Source organism: Quyinboa ferrireducens (assembly GCF_042436675.1).
Classification (GTDB): Bacteria; Bacteroidota; Bacteroidia; order Bacteroidales; family UBA5342; genus JBHJHP01.
Genome location: NZ_JBHMVA010000019.1, coordinates 57,933 through 79,321 on the forward strand (window position 1 = coordinate 57,933; position 21,389 = coordinate 79,321).

Consider the following 21,389-nt stretch of genomic DNA (forward strand, 5'->3'; position numbering starts at 1 on the left):
TATTAGAAGGATTATTATAATCTGTTATGCTTCGTCTATTTGCTAAAGATTCATTAATTTTGCGCACTTTAAATATTTAAGCGCACGAACGTAATGGAATACAATTTTACTGAGCTGGAAAAGAAATGGCAGGCATACTGGGAAGAACATAAAACGTTTAAGACACCTGACGATTTTACAAAAGAAAAATACTATATCCTCGATATGTTTCCATATCCTTCGGGAGCCGGTTTGCATGTAGGACATCCGGAAGGTTATACTGCCACGGATATTATTTCGCGGTATAAGAGAATGAAAGGATTCAATGTGTTACATCCAATGGGGTGGGATGCATTTGGACTACCTGCAGAACAGTATGCTATTCAAACAGGTACGCATCCTTCCATTACCACGCAAAAGAACTGCGATAATTTTCGCCGTCAGATTAAATCTCTTGGATTAAGTTATGACTGGGACCGTGAGATTAATACCACCGATCCGGCATATTTTAAGTGGACACAATGGATTTTTATTCAGCTTTACAACACATGGTTTGATGAAGAACAGCAGAAAGGGCGTCCGATATCTGAATTGGAGATCCCGGAAAATGTTAAGAATGAGGGAGATGAAGCTGTAAAAGCTTATATTTCAGAAAAACGACTGGCATATTATGACAATGCCCAGGTTTGGTATTGTAACCATTGTAAGACTGTTTGTGCCAACGAGGAAGTTTTAAATGACGGGTCGCATGAAAAATGCGGAACCAAAGAGGTCGTGCGTAAAAACTTAAAACAATGGATGTTGCGTATTCCGCATTATGCCGAACGCCTGCTCCAGGGGCTTGAGCAACTGGACTGGCCGGAAGGTGTAAAGGACATGCAGAAAAACTGGATTGGAAAATCGCTGGGGGCTGAAGTTGATTTTCAGCTGGATGGCATGGAGGATAAACTCAGGGTTTACACTACACGTCCTGATACACTTTTTGGAGCCACGTATATGGTTGTGGCACCGGAACACGAATTGTTGGATAAGATTACGATTGCTGATCAAAAGGAGGCTGTTGAGGCATACGTGAAAGCGGCGGCGTTGAAATCGGATCTTGACAGAACAGAACTGGCAAAGGAGAAAACCGGTGTATTTACCGGAAGGTATGCCATTAATCCTGTTAATGGAAAGAGTATCCCTGTTTGGGTGGCCGATTATGTGTTGATGGGATACGGAACCGGTGCTATTATGGCTGTTCCGGCGCATGATACCCGTGATTTTGAATTTGCAAAGAAATTTGATATTCCTGTCGTTTGTATCCTGGATCCGGGAGAAGCTGCAGAGAATCGCAATGCTGTTTTGGCAGGTGAAGCCTGCTGGACGGAGGATGGCGCTTATATTAATTCGGTAAACGAATCGAATGGATTAAATATTAACGGTAAGAGCAAAAAAGAAGGTATTAGAACTGTGATTAACTGGCTTGAATCCAAAGGTCTTGGAAAAGGCGCGGTTAATTATAAATTACGCGACTGGCTTTTCAGCCGTCAAAGATATTGGGGGGAACCATTTCCTGTGATTCACTGGGAAGACGGAGAGGTCTCGGTATTGGAAACGGAACAGCTGCCATTACAATTACCAAAAGTTGAGAAATATCAGCCAGGCGATGGCGGTGAATCTCCGTTGTCAAATGCCGGTGATTGGTTAAATGTAACGGATAAAAACGGACGTAAAGGTCGCCGTGAGACCAATACAATGCCACAGTGGGCTGGTTCATGCTGGTATTATCTGCGTTATATTGATCCAAAAAATGAGGAAGCTCCTTTTGATAAGGTGAAAGAAAACTACTGGATGCCGGTCGATCTGTATGTAGGTGGAGCTGAACATGCAGTGCTGCACTTGTTGTACAGCCGTTTCTGGCATAAAGTGCTTTTTGATCTGGGCGTGGTTTCCACTGACGAGCCGTTCCAGAGGCTTTATAATCAGGGGATGATTCTGGCATTTGCGTATGAAACCCAGGCTGGTTCAAAAGTTGCCTCAGATCTTGTTGAAGAGAAGGATGGTAAATTTTACCATACTGAAACAGGAGAGGAGCTGAACCAGATTGTGGCAAAAATGTCCAAATCGCTCAAGAATGTTGTAAATCCAGACGATGTGGTCCATAATTATGGTGCGGACAGTCTGCGGTTGTACGAAATGTTTATGGGACCACTGGATGCCACAAAGCCATGGTCGGAGCAGGGCGTTAAAGGTGTGTTTAATTTTTTGGGCAGGGTGCACCGGTTCTTTACTGACCCGAAAAACATTGTTGACGGCGAGGAAGATGCTGAGGTGCTGAAGGGATTGCATCAGACCATTAAAAAAGTGGGGTCTGATATTGAAAGTATGAAATTTAATACCGCAATTTCTCAGTTAATGGTTTTCATTAACCTGGCATATAAGAAAAAGACTGTTACAAAAGAAACGGCGAGGACATTCGCTTTGGTGCTGTCGCCATATGCTCCGCATTTAGCTGAAGAACTGTGGCAGATGTACGGTGGTGAAGAAACACTGGCTTATGAACCATGGCCTGAGGTAAACGAAAGTTACCTGGTGGAAAACACTTATGAGTATCCGGTGTCATTCAATGGGAAGATGAGGTTTACGATTGAATTCCCTGTGGATGAAGATAAGATGGTCATGGAAAAAACAGTACTGGAGCATGAGCGGTCACAGAAATGGATTGAAGGGAAGCAGGTGATGAAGGTGATTATCGTTCCAAAGAAAATTATCAACATCGTTGTGAAATAGAGAAGATAAGCCCAATTGTTAAAATCGGGCTTTTTTAATAATTATTTAAAACAATATTTAGATAGCGCCGTTTATTTCTATAAATTTGTACGAGACATAGTTGTATTAAACGTTTTGGGGGTATGAAGAAGAGAATTTGGACATTGTTTGCAATCATTAATATTGTAGTAGTATATCTTGTTGTTACCTCATGGGTAAAGAGTGAAGAGAACGATCCTGAAACCGCTACAGCACAGGTTATGCCATATCAGATTAAGGGAATTGATATTCCGGATGAGATGACTTTTGCCGGTGAGGAAGTCCCGATTAACAGAATTGATATACGTGAACGTCTGGATCGTGAATTGTTAAGTAATTCTTACTTCCACTCCAATACATTGCTTCTGATCAAACGTGCCAACAGATATTTTCCTATGATGGATACCATACTGAGAAGTGAAGGTGTACCCGAAGATTTTAAATATCTGGCGCTTATTGAGAGTTCTCTTGATCCCAGGGCCGTTTCTCCGGCCGGGGCAGTAGGTATTTGGCAGTTCATGAAATCAACCGGTAAAGATTTTGGTCTGGAGGTGGATAATGAAATCGATGAACGGTATCACATTGAAAAAAGTACCCGTGCGGCATGTGAATATTTTAAAAAGGCATACGGGAGATACGGTTCGTGGACATTGGTGGCTGCGTCATATAATATCGGACAACGCAGGATTTCTGAGGAACTGAGCCGCCAGAAGGTAGATAATTATTACGATTTGCTTTTGGTGGATGAAACCAGCCGGTATGTGTTCAGAATACTTGCGCTTAAGGAAATTTTTAAAGATCCGGTTTCGTACGGATTTAATCTGAAAAAAGAAGATTTATACCCTATAGTTAAAATGAGAAAGGTGGTGTTGAATTCATCCGTTTCTGATTTTGGTCTGTTCGCTCAGGAGCACGATATCTCCTACGGAATACTTAAGGAATTCAATCCATGGTTGCGGGACAGTTTTCTGACCAACAGTCAAAATAAGACCTACGTCATTGATATTCCCGTTAAATCTTACCTCACGTTTAACAAGCGACATATAGATGTATACCAGCAAAATTGGGTCGTTAGATAAATGCAGGACAACAAAGCGCACATAGAACATATTTCCGCAGATGGTACGGAACAGATAAACGTGTATGGTGCAAGGAGCCATAACCTGAAAAACATTGACATTTCTATTCCCCGGAATAAGCTTACTGTAATAACCGGGTTGAGTGGCAGTGGTAAATCATCGCTGGCATTTGATACGATATTTGCTGAAGGCCAGAGAAGATATATAGAGACGTTTTCTGCGTATGCCCGTAGCTTCCTCGGAAACCTTGAGCGACCCGATGTGGATAAAATAACGGGCTTGAGTCCTGTGATCTCCATCGAGCAAAAAACCACCAGCAAGAATCCGCGGTCAACCGTTGGAACAACTACCGAGCTTTACGACTTTATTCGTCTGCTTTACGCGAGAGCCGGAGAAGCCTATTCGTATGTGACAGGTGAGAAAATGGTGAAATATTCCGATGATAAGATTATTAATCTGATAACGGAGAATTACAGTGGTAAGCGAATTAGTATCCTGGCTCCGTTGGTTAAGGGGCGAAAAGGACATTATAAAGAGCTTTTTGAAAATATTATCCGCAAAGGCTACTTGTATGTACGCATTGATGGCGAGGTGAAGGAAGTATCGCATGGTATGCGGGTGGATCGCTATAAGATACATGATATTGAAGTTGTGATTGACCGCTTGCAGGTGGGAGAAAAAGAAGATAAGAGACTGAGGGAATCTGTTAAGCTGGCCATGCAGATGGGGAAGGGCAACTGTATGATCCTGGAAAAGGACAGCAATGCCGTTCGCTATTTCAGTCGGCACCTTATGTGTCCTACTTCCGGTATATCTTACGATGAACCTGCACCGCACAGTTTTTCATTTAATTCACCTCATGGTGCCTGTCCGCGGTGTAAAGGTTTGGGTACCGTGAACCAGATAGATTACTCACGTATCATTCCGGATAAAAACATTAGTATTCATGCCGGAGGTATTGTCCCATTAGGAAAATACAGAAATTCAATTGTGTTCTGGCAACTGGAGGCTATTGGAGAGAAGTATGGATTTACGCTAAAGACACCCCTGAAGAATGTGCCTGAGGAGGCTCTGGATGAAATTTTCAATGGTTCGGATCAACCGATACGGCTTAAGAATACACCTCTGGGAATGTCGTCAAGTTACTCCGTTAATTTTGATGGAATTACAAAATATATTGAGGCTCAGCAGGATTCCAAAACATCGAAGAAGGCTCAGAAATGGGCCGATCAGTTTATTAAAACTGTGGATTGTGATGTTTGCCATGGCGGACGCCTGAAGCAGGAATCCTTATGGTTCAGGATTCATGACAGGAATATTGCGGAAGTATCAAACATGGACGTCAGACAGCTGGCGGAGTGGTTTGATCATCTTGAACCGCATTTGTCTGACCGGCAAAAGGCCATAGCATCTGAGATTTTAAAGGAGATAAGGACGCGTATCAGGTTTTTGCTGGATGTAGGGTTGGATTATCTGTCCCTGAACCGGAGCTCTATGAGCCTGTCCGGCGGCGAAAGTCAGCGTATAAGGCTGGCAACGCAAATTGGCTCGCAACTGGTGAATGTGCTGTATATTCTGGATGAACCGTCCATCGGACTTCATCCGCGGGATAACCGGAAACTGATCCAGTCGTTATCAGATCTGAGAGATACCGGCAATTCTGTGATTGTGGTGGAGCACGATAAGGAAATGATGCTGTCAGCGGATTATATTGTGGATCTTGGACCACACGCAGGCCGACATGGCGGTGAAATAGTGGCTTATGGAACACCACAGGATATTCTGAAATCAAAAACGCTCACGGCTGCATATTTAACGAATGAAAAACAGATAGAGGTTCCTTCGAAACGGCGGGATGGAAACGGAAAACAGATCATTGTTACCGGAGCAGAGGGGCATAATCTGAAGAAGGTAGATGTGGCGTTCCCTTTAGGGAAACTTATCTGTGTGACTGGTGTGTCCGGCAGTGGAAAATCGACGCTTGTAAATGAAACCCTTCATCCTGCGTTGAGCCAGTTGTTTTATAAATCGGTCAAGGATCCGTTGAAGCATAAAAAAATTACCGGCACGGAACATATCGACAAAGTTGTGGATGTGGATCAGTCACCCATAGGACGAACACCCCGTTCCAATCCGGCCACTTACACCGGGTTGTTCGGAGACATCAGGAATGTGTTCCAGGAATTGCCGGAATCAAAGATCAGAGGATATAAAGCAGGGCGTTTTTCGTTTAATGTCGCTGGCGGACGCTGTGAGACCTGTGGCGGGAATGGTTATAAAACCATTGAAATGAACTTTCTGCCTGACGTGCTGGTGCCGTGTGAGGACTGTCATGGTAAGCGCTACAATAACGAAACACTGGAAGTACGGTATAAGGGCAAGTCGATCTCCGACGTGTTGGATATGACCATTAACCAGGCTGTAGAGTTTTTTGAAAGTATCCCTAAGATACAGCATAAACTCAGTGTTTTGCAAAAGGTGGGGTTAGGTTATCTCACACTGGGTCAGCCATCAACCACATTATCCGGAGGAGAAGCTCAACGTGTAAAACTTGCCACAGAACTGGCGAAGAAAGATACGGGTAAAACGATGTATATCCTGGATGAACCTACAACAGGTTTGCATTTTGAAGACATCCGGGTATTGTTGAAAGTGCTGAATTTGCTGGTTGACAAAGGCAATACCGTCATTGTGATTGAACACAATATGGATGTCATAAAAGCGGCTGATTATATCATAGATATCGGTCCTGAAGGTGGCAATGCCGGGGGAAAAGTAATATGTACAGGTACTCCGGAGGAAGTAGCACAACACAAAAAAAGCTATACGGCTAAATTTATTCGTGATGAGTTAAACGGGCATCAGGTGTCTAAATAACGCATCAGTGAGTCATACCGGTCCTGAACAAGACTATCCAGTTTCCCTTCGTTCATATACCATGTTTTAATGGTGTAGTTATAGCGCTCAAAAGCTTTTAGAATTGAAGAAAGATCTTCCCTGTTGATTTTCAGCGTAAGTTTAAAGATGTTGTTAACCTGACAGTGATGAACGTATGAGCTAAGTATTTTTGCATTCTCTTCCTCTATGATGCGCGCAATCTCAGCCATGGAAAATTTCATGTCTCTGAATTCCAGAACCACAATTCCACCGGGACCACCTGTTGCCAGGAGGTCAGCAAACATACGGACCAGATCGCGCAGGGTTATGGCACCAATATATTGTTCTTCGTTATCCAAAACCGGAAGCACAGTCAGATCATATTGAGCAAAAGCAGATATAACTTCGTAGATATGGGTATTTGAGTTCACAAAAACTTTTCCGACCGATAACTTATGATTCCCTATCGGTTCATCCGGTTTACTCAGGCTGTAAATATCTTCGTCAGACACCACTCCAAGTAATACATCGGTATTTACCACCGGAAGATGGGACACCCGGAATAGTTCCATCAGATTCAGTGCATTTTCACCTGTATCAGACGTTTTTATCACAGGGATGTTATCAGTGATTAAATCTATTGCTTCCATAACGCTTAAAATTATACACTAAATTAAGAAAATCATCAAAAAAACAGGATATTTAATAAAGCGTTTTAGAATAATAAATTACTAAAAATGTCTTTTGGGGATTTGTGTGCTTGGAAAATTGAAGTAAATTTGCAGCGATTAATAACATTAGTTCTTTTATAATATTATGATTAATAGGAGGTTGTTGCGTATCAAGGTTGTCCAGGTTTTGTATGCTTATTATCAGTCTAAGGACAAATCGATAGCAGATGCCGAAAAAGAGTTGTTGTTCAGCATTGAAAAAACACACGAGTTGTATTATTATTTCCTGCAACTTATTATTGAAATTACTACGTATGCTGAACGGAAGATAGAACAGAACAGGTCGAAGAAACTCCCTTCTTATGAAGACCTGAATCCGAATACCAATTTCATCGATAATAAATTTGTTAACCAGTTAAAGGAAAATGAAACATTTATACGTTTCACCAACAATAAAAAACTTTCCTGGGTTAACTATCCTGAACTGATTAAGAATTTATTTAATGAGATCAGGGAAAGTGAATACTATAACGACTTTATGGCACAAAAATCGCCTTCTTTTGAGGACGATAAAATGCTATGGGTAAAGTTGTTTAAGAAGATCATCACCGATAGCGAAGAATTGGGGAATACCCTTGAAGAGATCAGTATTTACTGGAATGATGATGCCGAACTGATCCTGAGCATGGTGCAAAAGACCATAAAGAAATTCGATGCTTCCAATGGAGCAAATCAGGAATTGCTGCCTATTTTTAAGGATTTGGAGGACCTGGATTATGTGAAGATCCTGCTCCGTCAAGCCATCCTGAATGCGAAAGATTATCAGGAAGACATCAGCAATACTGTTCAGAACTGGGATGCTGACCGGCTGGCATTTATGGATATGCTGATCATGCAGGTAAGCATCGCCGAAGCTGTGGAGTTCACTAATATTCCGGTAAAGGTGAGCATAAATGAATTCATCGAAATCTCCAAGATGTACAGTACGCATAAGAGCAGTGTGTTTATAAATGGTGTGTTGGATAAGATTATTAAACAGTACATCGGGTCAGGGAAGATAAAAAAGACAGGCAGAGGTTTGATGGAATAAAATATATACTACCTTTGCAGAAATTAAAAGAAATCAAATAAATTAAACTGATTATGACTCAATTAGGGATTTTTCTCCAGACAGGTGGTGCCTCCGGAGCAGCCGGGAATCCAATGAGCGGCATCTTCATGATGGTACTCGTATTTGTTGTATTGTATTTCTTCATGATCCGTCCTCAGATGAAACGCCAGAAAGAGGTGAAGAAATTTCGTGAAGCCATGAAAGTTGGTGACAAAATTGTGACTGCCGGTGGTCTTCATGGTAAGGTTAAAGATATGAAAGACACTACGATTATTGTTGAAATTGCAGAAGGTGTTAAAGTTACTGTTGAAAAATCTTCTGTATTCCAGACAGGAACTGATATTGCCCAGAAGTAACAGTATAACGAAAGCATAAATAAATGGCATCTGTCAATTGACGGATGCCTTTTTTTATATATTTATGTGGCGCTTGTAATAGGTCAAATTGAAAATCCGGAGAATTTGTAATTTAATATATTCGGAAATGAAAATTTGTTTTCTCTTTTCATTTGTATAACAAAATTGGAGTGATATTTTTGACAAGCATCTAAACAGTATTTCATTAATCTGCTTAAATATGCGGCCTTGATGTGCCTTTAGTTATGTTGAAGATACAATCTCCGACCTTAATGTTACATAACATCACTAACCCCAGGTTACATTCGCTATGCTCATTGACCCGGGGCTATCCCCGAAGCATCGGGGTTGAACCTTACAGGAGCATAGCATAAATCGTGTGTTGGCCGCTGTAAAGGGTGCGGATTTGTGCGTTGGAGGACTTTCATATTATTATTTTCGGGTGAGTTGTTGCGGTTCTTTACAGCAAGCATTTTTTCGATAGTTTTTGATGCGTCAAAAAGTATCAACTGGGTGAATTCCGCTTGAAAAGAGGAAGAGGGTGTTAAAACCCTTAAAAAAGGTTTGTAATTCCTTTATTGGGCTGTTGGCTACTGAGTTCTGTCGAAGTACTGTTATTGAGTTTATTGAAGGAGAGAGATAAACTCTGCATATTACTCAATAATTTTTCGACTTTATCCGGATAATCCATGAATAAGAAAAAAATGCTATTTTTGAGCAACAATTGATGGTATGAAAAGCACCAGGGAAACAATTACTGATATAAATAATTTTTTTAAAACGTTGGCAGATCGGTTGAGGCATTTCAGACTGAAACGGGATTACCTCATCTTTATGGCTTTTTTCCTGTTGTCATTTATCTTCTGGTTGCTTAAATCGTTGAGTAAGCCCTATGATACGGATATAGATTTAGCGGTCAGATTTACCAATAAACCACGGGGTGTGATATTTGAAAAAGATCTGCCTTCATCCATTAAACTGAGTGTACATGATGCAGGGTTTCAGTTATTACAAAACATGCTGACTCCGAACATGAAGTCTTTGACCATAAATCTGGATAATGTTATAAACCGAAAAGACAGAAAAATTTCCAATGGTCATTATTTCGTGCTGACAAAGGATTATGAAAGTGAAATAGAGCATGCTCTGGCCTCAACCACAGAACTTAAAGCCATTGAACCGGATACTTTGCATATCATATTCAGTAATCAGGTACGTAAAAAAGTACCCGTTCGTCTTTTGGCAAATGTAACAGCTGGCAGACAGCGGCTGATCTCAGGAAATATAACGTTCACGCCTGATTCAGTATCAATATTTGGTGCAGGACGTATTGTGGATACCATTGACGCAGTATATACCAATTATCAGGATTTTAAAAATCTTCAGGATACCTTGCGCCGGAATATTGGATTAAAGGAAATTGCAGGTGTGGAACTGGCGGAAAAGCGTGTGAACGTTGAGATTCCGGTAGAAACATTCACGGAAAAAATACTTGACGTACCTGTTATGGCAAAAGATTTTCCTGATTCACTGCGTTTAAGAACCTTCCCATCCAACGTAAAAGTATCGTTTTTTGTTGGTATCAGTCACTTCCCCAGTGTTACTGCGAAGGACTTTGAGGTCTTTATCGATTATGCATCCGTACAGGGGAAAGTATCAGGGAATGTTTCTCTCTTATACACCACAGACCAGAGCTGGATCACAAATATTCGCATTGTTCCCGAAAAAATTGATTACCTTTTGGAGCTCAAACAATAGCAATGCTTAAAGTAGGTATCACGGGTGGAATAGGAGGTGGTAAAAGCACCGTCTCAAAAATCATTGAAGTATTTGGTTATCCGGTTTATAGTGCCGATAGCCGGGCAAAATACCTGATGAACCACGATGATATCCTCAGGCAGCAAATCTCTGAATTATTCGGGTCTGAAATTTACAAAACCGGTGAACTGGACCGGAAAGCAATGGCGTCGAGAGTTTTTACAGATCCTGCTTTGTTAAAGCAAGTGGAGAGTTATGTGCATCCAGCCGTTTACCGTGATTTTGAGAACTGGAGTAGAGAACAGGCTTCAGATATTGTGTTTAAGGAAGCAGCCATTTTATTTGAAAGTAACGGGAATCTCACTGTTGATCGTGTGATTTGTGTAACCGCACCCCTTGAAACAAGGATTGCCCGCGTAATACATCGCGACCATCTGACACGCGAGGATGTACTGAACCGGATGAAAAATCAGTGGCCTGACAAGAAAAAAATTGAGATGTCCGATTACGTGGTATATGCAGATGATGACCATTCAGTTATCAGGCAGGTAGATGAAATCCTGAAGAACCTCAAAAAGACGTGAACCCCAGCCGTGACACCTTAGATCAGATAAAAATCAACGAAAGGGCATGAACCTCAATTTCTAACCGTACTCCTGATTCCTGATTTTACACTGAGTTTATTGAGGTGTTGTATCTGAAATATCGTGTACCCAGATGTTATTATTGTATCGGATGTACAGCTTTTGGTTGTCAATTACCGGATGAGCAAAGGCATAGATAATGTTCTGAGCCGGAATCATGAACCGGCTGGTGATAGTGAAGCCGTTTTTGTCGGGAATGGCAAGAGCAACTTCACCGGTTTCAGTGAAAATAAAGAACTTGTCATCTGCCATTACAAACGATCCGGGTTTAATATCGCGGCTTTCAAATCGTGTTTCTCCATTGTTCCATGCAACTCCCATCCATTGTTTTTTCCGGTCTGCTGTTCCAAAAATGGTTCCGTCCACCACCGTCATACCACTTAGTTTACAGTCAAAATCGGGATTTTGCCAAAGCGTATCCAGCTTACGGTTTGCATCATCAATGGTAAACATCACGGAACCTTCCCCGTAACCTGAAGAATAAAAAATCTGATCATCCTTATACAGCGGAGCCATCGGGTGGTTTCCGCGCCGGTCGGTTAATGCATGTTTCAGATATACAGAGCCGTCATCAGGATTTAGCATCAGCAGGTTATTGCTGGTATTCATCAGGATCAGATCTTTGTTATTATGCCGGATCAGAACAGGGGAACAATAGGCATTTACGGCATTGTCTACGGGACAGGTCCAGACCAGCTTGCCCGTTTTTTTTGAAACAGCAATAACGTTATAGTCTTTTCCTCCGGGAGTTAGGATCATCAAGTCCTTGTAGATCAAGGGTGATTCTGTGTAGCCCCATTTGATCGGTTCACCGCCGTAAAGGTCGAAAATGTTTTTATGCCACAGGAGTTTTCCGTTTTTTATATTAACGCAAATCACATCGCCAAATGTACCGGAATAATACAGTTTACCATCTTCAATGGTAGGTGTACCGCGCGACCCCAGAAACCGATTAGTATATTCAGGACCGTATTCCACCTGCCAGAGCTTTTCCCCCGAGGGACTGTAAGCGAATACATAACCCAGTGTATCTATCATCCCTGCCACAAAGATGCCATCAGGAGTAATGGTAGGGGAACCGTAACCCATGCCGCATCCTTCAATAGTCATCACAAGTGGAGGAATGGAATCCCATTCTGAAGCGAGGTTTTTATCCGGATAAATACCGTCTCGATTGGCTCCGCGCCACTGATAAATCTGAGCGCTGGAGGTTATTATAGTAGTCAAAAGCAGAAATAACGAGGTCAGTGTCTTCATATCATATTGTTTTAGTGGGATATAAAGATAGTAATTTATAGACACAAGATATAAGAATCAAGACACAAGAATCAAGACACAAGAATCAAGACACAAGACTTAAGAATCAAGACAAATTCTTCATTCCTAATTTTTCACCGGTCATTCGTAAAGCTTCACCCGTAACCCGTCACCTGTAACCCGTCACCCGGTAAACGTGAATTGTTGGCCGTAATCCGTGAGGAGGTACCTGTAACTTACAACTTACAACTTACAACTTACAACTTATTACTTACCACTTACCACTTACCACTTACCACTTACCACTTACCACTTACCACTTACCACTTACTACTTACTACTTACTACTTACTACTTACCACTTACTACTTTTTACTTATTACTTACCACTCATTTCATATAATTTAGTAGGGAATATTTCGTTACTTTTGCATAAATGCAATAAAATCATGAAATATATTTCTCCTTTTTTATTACTACTGCTTATCATATTTATGTCTTCGTGCGGACCATCGGATCAGGAACTGGCACAGAAAAAACTGGATTATGCTATTCACTTGCTGGACAGCAACGAATTTAATAAAGCCAAACTGGTAATTGATACGCTCAGTGAAGAGTTTCCGGGTCAGAAAGAAAAGATAGAGGAGGGACGTAAACTGTTGAACAGGGTGGAATTAAAGGAACAGATGAGTAGTCTGGCTTTTTATGACAGTATGTTAATCGTGCGAAAAAAAGATTTTGAGGAACTGAAAAAGAACTTTGTTTTTAAACCGGGACCAGGCAAAGGCTATGTTGGAACCTATGTTCAGAAACGTCAACAGGTATCGAATTCATATAACCGCACTTTTATTAAAGCCATTGTGGATGAAAACGGGGATTTTTATATTGAAAGTAAATACCAAGGCAACAGTTTTATCAACCACGATGCGGTTAAGATTTATGACGAAGGGATTTACGCCGAAACACTTCCTGTACCCAAAGGTATAAATAACCGGCAGTTTGAGGATGGTGAAGAGAAATGGGAGAGTGTAAATTACAAAGGCGAATATGACAACGGTGCTGCGCTGTTTATTGCAAATAATGCACAAAAGAGACTAAAAGCCATGTATAAAGGCAAAAAGCCGTATTACATTGTGCTTGAAAAATTTGATAAGGAAGCTGTTCGTGATGCCTACGGACTTTCAGAAGTGATTACCGAAATGCGTCAGCTGGAGACCAGCATAAAAACTACCGAAGAACGCATAGAAGAACTGAAAAAGAATATTTAAGTAGCAAGTTAAAAGTAGAAAGTAAAAGGTAAAAAGTAAAAAGTTGTACACGTGTTATTCGTATAGACTTTTTACTCTCTTTTCACCTGTGTTCCTTTTAATTTCAGTGAGAATCTTGTGCTCAGCTAAAGCCTAATTCATACTTCTGTGATATCTAAGATGCTTTTTTAATGATATTCGCATCTATCATTAACTGAAAGGAATCCTGCATCGTTTCTTCTACCGGACGAAATTTAATTCCCAGGTCGCGTTTTATTTTTGAATTGTCTGCGTTAAACTGTACGTTCACGTTGTTTTTCACATAACGCCGCGAAAACAACTTATTGACGAAAGGTCCAACCAGCATCAGCAACCATTTTGGTAATGCTTTTCTGGGAATAGGGTATTTGTCGCCATATTTCGGTACCAGAGTCAGTGCCATATCCAGAATATCAGAATTATGACCCGATGTGATATATCTTCCTTTAGCTTTGGTATTAAACCCGGCCTGGAAATGCGCTTCTGCCACATCCCGCACATCCACAACACCAATGCCCATACGCGGCGCACCCATTTTCATTGTGCCGTCTCCAACCTGCTTCAGAATGTTATAGCTTTCGGACGTTACCGTTGCCGGATTCAGAGCGGGCCCCAGTACAAAACTCGGATTTATGGTTACCAGTTCCCAGCGATCCTGACTTTTATACATTTCCCACGCCTTCTTCTCAGCCAGTGTTTTAGAATAGGAGTATGGCTGGTATTCCAGCGATGCTGTTGTATTCCATACTTCTTCAGTCAATACCCCATTCGGTGCTTTCAGGCAGTCGGTGGCATCGGTGTAAATGGCAGCACAACTGCTGGTTACCACGACACGCTTTACCGATTTTGTTTTATCGGCCTGATCCAGAACATTGGCAGTACCGTTTACAGCCGGATCGATCAGTTGTTTCTGTGGGTTTCTGACTTCAGTGGTAAATGGTGATGCCGTGTGAAAAACCACTTCGCATCCTTTCATGGCTTCTGCATATGAACCGGGTTCAAGCAGATCGGATTTAAAATATTTTATCTTTCCGGGAGCGTCTTTTGCGATCTTGTCAAGGTGAGCCACTTTGGTTTTATCGGTCGGATTCCTTACTGCTGCATGAACCGTAAGTCCTTCTTCAAGCAATCTTTTTACAAGCCATCCTGCTACATAACCTGTAGCGCCTGTAACCAAAACGGGTTTTGTTTTATCAATATTAACCATATTCCTGTGTCTTTGTGTTTTAAATGTATTAGTGCTAATACAATATTTTACCACGAAAGTTCATTACTGCTGCCTTAAATTATCTAAATTGGATAGAATTTAATGGTTTAGGGTGTAAAGCAGTATTCCCGCCAGATCAGAAACTGAAAACTGAAAATGACGGGAATACAAGAGAGGGGGTTTTTCCTGGCAGAAGTTAATCTGCCGGGGCTATTGTTATCATTCCAAGATCTGTAACATTACCTGATGTAACAGTGATGTTGGATATCGATGTATCTTTTAAACCGGAATTTTCTCCTGGGTCAATATATAAGGCGTAAGTGTCAGGATCAAGACCTTTTAAAAGGAACATGCCTGTTGTGTCGGTAAATGTTCCCACAGAATCTTCACCCGTAATGGCATAAACAGCACAGCTGACAGAATCCGCACTAACCATTCCTTTTATGGTACCGGTGGATTGTTCCACAACGGTCCGGATCACCGGCTTCAGGTTATATTTACCCGAATTCCCAGCCTTGACGACGGATCTGGATGCATCAAAATCCAGTAGTATATCGTATGAAAGATCTGGATCAAGTACGCGGTTCACTTTAATCTTAAGCCCTGACTGTTGTGCGCTCGGGGTACTTAACTTTACGGAATCGTCTTCGGTCACGAGGTAATTATTCTCACCAAGAATCAGCCTTATCTGGCTGATCATTCCCGACTTAATCTCATTTTCACCCAGTAAAGTGTCCACACCGTTGGTAAGCTTCAGCAGGTCGTACATGCCTGTATGTATGTTTGGAAGCGATACCCAGCCTGAATCTTCTTCTGTTACAGAATAGATTTTTACCTCCTGTATATCTACGTACACCGCTTTGTAATCGCCCGGCGAATCGGTCAGCTTTACACGTAAGGTACTGGTAGAAGAGGTCGTTCCTTCCTGATTTTCATCGCAGGACGTGAAAATGATTCCTGCAGACACAAATATCAGGGCAAGGCTAATTATCCTTTTTAAGATGTTTTCTGGTTTAAAATTCATAATTTTTCTTTTAACTGTTAAGATTATTGTTTTAAGATATGCATATCTGGTCTTTCTAACGCGCTTAACGCAGTGATGTTGCTAATCCGGTTTCGCTCTAATTATTTTTAACACAAAAAGACAAGTTTTACAAAATACATAACTAAGACAGATTAAGTGAACAGAATTACGTAGTTAAGATTAATAAATATTTTATTTAAAATCATTATAGTATTATGTATTGTTTTATAAATGATTTATAAACAAATAATTAATTATTATCAAATGTTTTGAAAATATCAGGACATAGAGATAATATGATCTATTCCTTATTTTATGCTTTGAGTGAATGCGAGGTTTATCTGTTCGCATTGAGCTGAATAATGCCCAGGTTTGTTACAATACCCATGTCTACACCAACAGGAGGAAGTATGGTATCATTCAGGCCGGAATTTTTACCCGGATCAATATATACCGAATATATTTCCGGTGAGAGCCCTTTAAGAACAAAGGCACCACTGGCATCTGTAAACGTACTTATGCTGTCGCCATTTGATACAGCATATACAGCATACGATACTGAATCGGGTTGCAGCATTCCTTTTATCGATCCGGTGCTTTGCTCTATCAGAGTCCTTAACGCCGGTTTGAGGATGTATTTGTCTGAATTTCCTGCAGTGATAACTGATTTTGCTGCATCAAAGTCCAGCACGATATTATAAGTCAGATCGGGTTCCAGAAACTGATCTATGTGCAGTTTTAATCCTGATTGTTGCGCACCGGGTGTATCCAGATGAATGGTATCTTCTGTAGTAACAAGGTAATTATCAGGTCCCAGTAAAAGCCGGATATGTGACAGGTAACCCGACGGAATTTCATTTTCGCCCAGTAAAGTATCTACATTATTGGTCAGCTGTAACAGGTTGTATATACCGGTTTGTATTTCCGGTAGCGTGATCCAGCCCGAATCTGCTTCGGTCACAGCATATACCATCACGCCTTTAATATCTACGTATACTGCTTTAAAATCTCCGGGAGAGTCTGCCAGGGTTATTTTTAATGTACTGGTAGAAAATATGTTGTTCTCCATGTTCTTGTTACAGGAAACAAAGAATAATCCTGCGAAAACGAGAGCTAAACCTAAGCACTTAGTTTCTTTAAACATAGCAAACCGGTTTACGTTAATTACATTCTAAAGACAAATAAGGGCTGGATTACACGTACTTATATATTAAAATATTGAAATTATATAGTTATTTTAATATCAATTAATACAATAATAAATGTTTAATTTTATATTTAGAGCGAAATATTTAACATAGATAGCTTAAATAATTTAGTGCTGAAAATCAGATGACTATTATGTATTTCAGTATTTTGCCGGCTTTGTATTCACCTTAGATGCTTCGATAAATGAACGGATGTCGTTGGTGGCTTTCTTCAGATCTTCCTGCCGGACGTACATCATATGCCCGCATTCGTAGGTTTTAAACGACATTCTGTCTTTCATTTTACCAGCAGGATCCAGTTGCCACATCATGTATTTGGTTTTAAAGTAGGTGGTTGCTCCATCGAAATAACCCGCCTGAAACATGACGTTTAAATACGGATTGTTGGCCATAGCCTGGCGCAGCTGATCGCGTGTATGGTTATCCCGCAGATCCCATGTTTTGAGTGGAACCAGCATGTAGTATTTTACATCGGTCTTAAAGTTCAGGTCTTCGGCCATGTAATAATTGAGAGCAGGCGTGAAGGCGTGCATCCAGGCCGACATTTCGGCATTGTAATCGGGACTGTCGCCGGCTTCGGATTTATCAAGACCAAGATAGCGGGAATCCAGTCTTCCGGTTGAATAACCGCTTTTATCGCGCAGCAATTCTTTCCAGAAATACGGCGTGGGAACGTCCAGGTTGTTTTGCAAAATAAACGTCTGTGATAAACCGGAATAATAAGCCATTTTTTGGGCGATGGCATTTTTTTCTGTTTCACCGATGAACCCACCTTTGGCCAGTGCAGGCATCAGCTCATTCAGGGTAAAGGCTTCCACTTCGGGAAGAATTTCTTCTAACGTTTTTTGCTGCAATGCATCGGGAAGCACCTTATGGTACCATGCTGCTGCTGTAAAATAAGGGAAGTTCAGTGTGGATGCCAAAGGACGGTCTGACATCAGCGAATTAAAGTCCGCCGGTGATACCAGGATCACACCGTTAAGGTACATCCATTGCTTATCCTGCAGTTCAAGAGCCAGACCTGAAACGCGTGTGCCACCATAGCTTTCACCTATAAGATATTTGGGCGATAGCCAGCGTTCATTTCGTGTAACAAACGTATTCAACCATTCGGCCAGGTATTTGATGTCCGCGTTCACCCCGAAAAACAGTTTATTGTTCTTTTCTTTGTCAGATTCATTCAGTGGCCTGGAATAGCCCGTCTGAACCGGGTTTACATACAGAATATCGGTGACATCAAGCACAGAATACGGATTTTCGTGCAGGCCGTAGGGTTGAACCGGGTAGCCATCCGGATCAAGATTCAGCTGCACGGGACCCGTATACCCAATCTGCATCCATACCGATGCAGATCCCGGACCGCCGTTAAAAGAGATCATCAGCGGACGTTTGGCATAGTCGGTAATGCCGGATTTTTTATAGTAGGTGTAACTGAGCGTAGCAATGGGATTCCCGTCCTCGTCCCATAACGGTTGCAAGCCGGTAACGGCGGTGTAAGCCAGTTTTTGACCGTTGATGGTGGTGGTGTGTTGCGTAACCACCATGGTATCGACCGGGATTTTCAACTTTTGTGCGTGAAGCAACGGAAGTGTGAGAAACAGAAGGAAAAGAAACGTTAGTTTTTTCATTTTGCGTAAATTATGTATGCACAACAAGTTGTACCGGATGAAAGTTTATGCGGTATGGATTGTAATTGGCCCAATTCCTTTTAGTGCCAGAGGCACGATATATAGGTAAAGCTTACAGCGTATAGGTTTTAAGTGCCGTAGGTACGATATCGGCAGGATTACTGCCGTGATCCCGTGGTGCTCCAAATTCCGAACGTAAAACCAACCGCTTCGCAGTTACGTTTTTATTTCTGCACGATTCTTCATGCAGGCATGAGAATTGCTTGAAATAAAAAACCCAACACATTAATGCGTTGGGTTTTACGTTCTTAGTGATTCCGGCGGGATTCGAACCCACGACCCTCTGCTTAGAAGGCAGATGCTCTATCCAGCTGAGCTACGGAACCAGTAAGCTATATTTTTTATATCTGAATCTCTTCTCAGATGCTCTATCCTCCCAACATTTGGGAGAACTACGAAACCAATCATCGCTAAAATACTTTCATTAAAGCATTTTTATTTGAGCGCTGCAAATATATATAATTTGAGAATGAGGGCAAAGAAAAAAAACAGTTCTGTTAAATTGTATTTGATATTATATCGACCAACTCACGAAATGTATTATTCTAACCGTTCCAAAGATGATAGGGTTAACGGGACACTTTTTAAAATTTGTTGATACTTTGTGTTTTTATATACTAAACGAATACCGTATAATTAGTAAATTTAAAATAATTAAAATGCTGTAAAAATTGTGTATTAGAATAGGAGATGAAAAGTTCAAACGTATAGTCAGTATATGGATAAATTTTCTTATAGAATGGGTATCATAAAAAGGATTTCCCAAAAAGATTATATGAATGATGATCTTAGGATAAGATTGTTCAACGTTGCGACTAGATTTTATTTTGAGGAATTAATTGGACCTGATGCTGATTTTATCGAAGGTTGTCAAGATGTTAATTTAAAACTATATAAATCAGTTTGGATGGAAGTTTTTAAACAAGCACTTGACGAAATGCCGCGTATTTCAAGAGAATTGTTTAAAGAATTTAAGATATATTTCAAAGCAGAAGAATGGTATTATGTTATTGAATTCATTGAATTTTTATCTAATAATTATGGGAAAAATGAAGATTCAACAATCTATAATGATATAAATAATGGATTCAGACACGTATGTAATGATGTATTACAAGAAGAAAGTTCAGCATATAGATTTGTAGATGGATTAATTGTTCCTATAGGTGATAAGATTAGTGTTCAAAATGTTGAGGATACCTTGAATGTTGGAAAATCACATAGTAATGTAAGATCACATATTAAAAGTGCACTTGAACTTTTTTCAAATAAAAAGAATCCAGATTTTAGAAATTCAATTAAAGAATCTATTTCAGCCGTTGAGGCATTAATTTGCAATCTAACTGAAAAACCTAAAATTGGGTTTAGTGATGGTCTTATCTTAATCGAAAAGAAATACAATATTGATGCATCCTTAAGAAAAGCATTTGTATCCATTTATGGATATACATGCAATGAAAATGGGATAAGACATAAATTGATAAATGATTCAAAAGCTGACTATGAAGACGCACAATTTATGCTTGTTTCTTGCAGTGCATTTATTAACTATGTCTTAGGGAAGGTATCCAAATGCAAACCTTAATCATGATTGTATTATAAATTAAAACATCTGTCAGACAAATAACCTGTTAAAACCGTTATCTTATAGAAGAACTGAATAATCTTGCATTTCCTGCCTTTTTCATTATTATCCCGAAACTTAATCTTTATATTATGCGAGATAATAAATATATAGGTTCAGGCTGAATTTTTTAAACACTCCCTTCCCTTTTACAGAATAAGTCTTTAAGTTTTGAGTGATTAATGCTGATTAAAAATATGTTTAATCATGGATAAAATATATTTTAATCAGGCATAAACTTTAATTTAATCATGATTAAAGTGATAAAAGAAAAGTAGATTCATCGGATGACTTCAAGTCATCCGATGAATCTGTTAAAGGCGTCGTTACAAACGACGAGTCATGGATTGAAAATGTTGTAAATAAAAAACCGTAGCGAGGACGCTACGGTTAACAATGGAATATTGGATTTTCATCCACACCTTCAGTGTGGGTATTCGCTGGGCTCATCAGCCTGACATTGCATGTATGGCTGGAAACGCGAAGGCTTTCAGCCTTTGGTTTAACCTGCAAAGTTGTTAAGTTTCAGTCCAACGGACTGGCAGCAAAAGTCAGGTGCAGCGCACCGGAGTAAAAATGTTAAGGGCGAAATCCAGAGTAAATTCATCGGATGACTCCGAGTCATCCGATGAATCTGTTAAATGCAGTGCCGGGTTGCAGACCAGTGAGGAGGTTCAGCCTGTAGAGCTGGAAGAGATCCTCCGTCCGTCAACTGACGGCCACCTCCTTTTTCAAACCTTAGATTTGTGGATGTATTCTTAAATGATCTGGAAAGGCTTAAATTTGAGATAATAACATAAATTCAAAAAGAAAGGAAAACCAGTAAGTAA

Annotated in this window: 16 protein-coding genes and 1 tRNA gene; 10 read left to right on the forward strand and 7 right to left on the reverse strand. The window is 40.5% G+C overall.

Going from position 1 to position 21,389, the window contains the following annotated elements:
- Nucleotides 1–93 precede the first annotated feature (93 nt).
- The 3 genes from leuS to uvrA all read left to right on the forward strand — a co-directional run bounded on the left by leuS (nucleotide 94) and on the right by uvrA (nucleotide 6,725).
- Nucleotides 94–2,751, forward strand: coding sequence for a leucine--tRNA ligase (leuS, locus tag ACE01N_RS18910; RefSeq protein WP_380592349.1), 2,658 nt, complete (start codon nucleotides 94–96; stop codon nucleotides 2,749–2,751).
- A gap of 122 nt (nucleotides 2,752–2,873) precedes the next feature.
- Nucleotides 2,874–3,848 (forward strand): lytic transglycosylase domain-containing protein, encoded by a 975-nt coding sequence (locus tag ACE01N_RS18915; RefSeq protein WP_380592351.1) that lies wholly within the window; start codon nucleotides 2,874–2,876, stop codon nucleotides 3,846–3,848.
- Nucleotides 3,849–6,725 (forward strand): excinuclease ABC subunit UvrA, encoded by a 2,877-nt coding sequence (gene uvrA / locus ACE01N_RS18920; RefSeq protein ID WP_380592353.1) that lies wholly within the window; start codon nucleotides 3,849–3,851, stop codon nucleotides 6,723–6,725. It begins immediately after the preceding gene.
- Here uvrA and ACE01N_RS18925 read toward each other — a convergent pair.
- A complete protein-coding gene (locus tag ACE01N_RS18925) occupies nucleotides 6,710–7,375 on the reverse strand; it encodes a CBS domain-containing protein (RefSeq protein ID WP_375726342.1) in 666 nt (221 codons plus the stop codon). The genes uvrA and ACE01N_RS18925 overlap by 16 nt on opposite strands.
- 166 nt (nucleotides 7,376–7,541) lie before the next feature.
- Here ACE01N_RS18925 and ACE01N_RS18930 point away from each other — a divergent pair, with 166 nt between their 5' ends.
- From ACE01N_RS18930 to coaE, 4 genes are all read left to right on the forward strand, one after another.
- Entirely contained in the window at nucleotides 7,542–8,486 is a 945-nt protein-coding gene (locus tag ACE01N_RS18930; RefSeq protein WP_380592355.1) for a transcription antitermination protein NusB, read from the forward strand.
- Between the two features lie 53 nt (nucleotides 8,487–8,539).
- Nucleotides 8,540–8,863 (forward strand): preprotein translocase subunit YajC, encoded by a 324-nt coding sequence (yajC, locus tag ACE01N_RS18935; RefSeq protein WP_375726344.1) that lies wholly within the window; start codon nucleotides 8,540–8,542, stop codon nucleotides 8,861–8,863.
- A gap of 732 nt (nucleotides 8,864–9,595) precedes the next feature.
- Nucleotides 9,596–10,621 (forward strand): CdaR family protein, encoded by a 1,026-nt coding sequence (locus ACE01N_RS18940; RefSeq protein WP_380592358.1) that lies wholly within the window; start codon nucleotides 9,596–9,598, stop codon nucleotides 10,619–10,621.
- A gap of 2 nt (nucleotides 10,622–10,623) precedes the next feature.
- Nucleotides 10,624–11,205 (forward strand): dephospho-CoA kinase, encoded by a 582-nt coding sequence (gene coaE / locus ACE01N_RS18945; RefSeq protein ID WP_380592360.1) that lies wholly within the window; start codon nucleotides 10,624–10,626, stop codon nucleotides 11,203–11,205.
- Nucleotides 11,206–11,301: 96 nt separating this feature from the next.
- On the opposite strand, the gene ACE01N_RS18950 is transcribed toward coaE, so the two are convergent.
- Nucleotides 11,302–12,522 carry an outer membrane protein assembly factor BamB family protein gene (locus ACE01N_RS18950; protein ID WP_380592362.1) on the reverse strand — a complete coding sequence of 407 codons (1,221 nt, stop codon included), beginning with the start codon at nucleotides 12,520–12,522 and terminating at the stop codon, nucleotides 11,302–11,304.
- 449 nt (nucleotides 12,523–12,971) lie between these two features.
- On the opposite strand from ACE01N_RS18950, the gene ACE01N_RS18955 reads away from it, so the two are divergent.
- Nucleotides 12,972–13,790 (forward strand): hypothetical protein, encoded by an 819-nt coding sequence (locus tag ACE01N_RS18955; RefSeq protein ID WP_380592364.1) that lies wholly within the window; start codon nucleotides 12,972–12,974, stop codon nucleotides 13,788–13,790.
- Between the two features lie 154 nt (nucleotides 13,791–13,944).
- On the opposite strand, the gene ACE01N_RS18960 is transcribed toward ACE01N_RS18955, so the two are convergent.
- The 5 genes from ACE01N_RS18960 to ACE01N_RS18980 all read right to left on the reverse strand — a co-directional run bounded on the left by ACE01N_RS18960 (nucleotide 13,945) and on the right by ACE01N_RS18980 (nucleotide 19,261).
- Complete coding sequence (locus ACE01N_RS18960; RefSeq protein ID WP_380592366.1) at nucleotides 13,945–15,015, reverse strand: NAD-dependent epimerase/dehydratase family protein; 1,071 nt, start codon at nucleotides 15,013–15,015, stop codon at nucleotides 13,945–13,947.
- Between the two features lie 196 nt (nucleotides 15,016–15,211).
- On the reverse strand, nucleotides 15,212–16,039 hold the full coding sequence (locus ACE01N_RS18965; RefSeq protein ID WP_380592368.1) for a DUF4382 domain-containing protein: 828 nt from the start codon (nucleotides 16,037–16,039) through the stop codon (nucleotides 15,212–15,214).
- A gap of 337 nt (nucleotides 16,040–16,376) precedes the next feature.
- Nucleotides 16,377–17,108 carry a DUF4382 domain-containing protein gene (locus ACE01N_RS18970; protein ID WP_380592370.1) on the reverse strand — a complete coding sequence of 244 codons (732 nt, stop codon included), beginning with the start codon at nucleotides 17,106–17,108 and terminating at the stop codon, nucleotides 16,377–16,379.
- Nucleotides 17,109–17,387: 279 nt separating this feature from the next.
- Nucleotides 17,388–18,875 (reverse strand): S10 family peptidase, encoded by a 1,488-nt coding sequence (locus ACE01N_RS18975; RefSeq protein ID WP_380592372.1) that lies wholly within the window; start codon nucleotides 18,873–18,875, stop codon nucleotides 17,388–17,390.
- A 312-nt stretch (nucleotides 18,876–19,187) separates the two neighbouring features.
- Nucleotides 19,188–19,261: transfer RNA gene (locus ACE01N_RS18980), tRNA-Arg, on the reverse strand.
- Nucleotides 19,262–19,653: 392 nt separating this feature from the next.
- Here ACE01N_RS18980 and ACE01N_RS18985 point away from each other — a divergent pair.
- Entirely contained in the window at nucleotides 19,654–20,520 is an 867-nt protein-coding gene (locus tag ACE01N_RS18985; RefSeq protein WP_380592374.1) for an AbiJ-NTD4 domain-containing protein, read from the forward strand.
- A 615-nt stretch (nucleotides 20,521–21,135) separates the two neighbouring features.
- Entirely contained in the window at nucleotides 21,136–21,321 is a 186-nt protein-coding gene (locus tag ACE01N_RS18990; RefSeq protein ID WP_380592376.1) for a hypothetical protein, read from the forward strand.
- The last annotated feature ends 68 nt before the right edge of the window (nucleotides 21,322–21,389 follow it).

Coding starts and splice junctions, on each gene's coding strand:
- ACE01N_RS18955 (WP_380592364.1), top strand. CDS start 12,972: ATGAAATATATTTCTCCTTTTTTATTACTACTGCTTATCATATTTATG.
- ACE01N_RS18930 (WP_380592355.1), top strand. CDS start 7,542: ATGATTAATAGGAGGTTGTTGCGTATCAAGGTTGTCCAGGTTTTGTAT.
- ACE01N_RS18975 (WP_380592372.1), bottom strand. CDS start 18,875: ATGAAAAAACTAACGTTTCTTTTCCTTCTGTTTCTCACACTTCCGTTG.
- ACE01N_RS18970 (WP_380592370.1), bottom strand. CDS start 17,108: ATGGAGAACAACATATTTTCTACCAGTACATTAAAAATAACCCTGGCA.
- uvrA (WP_380592353.1), top strand. CDS start 3,849: ATGCAGGACAACAAAGCGCACATAGAACATATTTCCGCAGATGGTACG.
- ACE01N_RS18965 (WP_380592368.1), bottom strand. CDS start 16,039: ATGAATTTTAAACCAGAAAACATCTTAAAAAGGATAATTAGCCTTGCC.
- coaE (WP_380592360.1), top strand. CDS start 10,624: ATGCTTAAAGTAGGTATCACGGGTGGAATAGGAGGTGGTAAAAGCACC.
- ACE01N_RS18950 (WP_380592362.1), bottom strand. CDS start 12,522: ATGAAGACACTGACCTCGTTATTTCTGCTTTTGACTACTATAATAACC.
- ACE01N_RS18915 (WP_380592351.1), top strand. CDS start 2,874: ATGAAGAAGAGAATTTGGACATTGTTTGCAATCATTAATATTGTAGTA.
- ACE01N_RS18985 (WP_380592374.1), top strand. CDS start 19,654: ATGGATAAATTTTCTTATAGAATGGGTATCATAAAAAGGATTTCCCAA.
- ACE01N_RS18925 (WP_375726342.1), bottom strand. CDS start 7,375: ATGGAAGCAATAGATTTAATCACTGATAACATCCCTGTGATAAAAACG.
- leuS (WP_380592349.1), top strand. CDS start 94: ATGGAATACAATTTTACTGAGCTGGAAAAGAAATGGCAGGCATACTGG.
- ACE01N_RS18990 (WP_380592376.1), top strand. CDS start 21,136: ATGTTAAGGGCGAAATCCAGAGTAAATTCATCGGATGACTCCGAGTCA.
- ACE01N_RS18960 (WP_380592366.1), bottom strand. CDS start 15,015: ATGGTTAATATTGATAAAACAAAACCCGTTTTGGTTACAGGCGCTACA.
- ACE01N_RS18940 (WP_380592358.1), top strand. CDS start 9,596: ATGAAAAGCACCAGGGAAACAATTACTGATATAAATAATTTTTTTAAA.
- yajC (WP_375726344.1), top strand. CDS start 8,540: ATGACTCAATTAGGGATTTTTCTCCAGACAGGTGGTGCCTCCGGAGCA.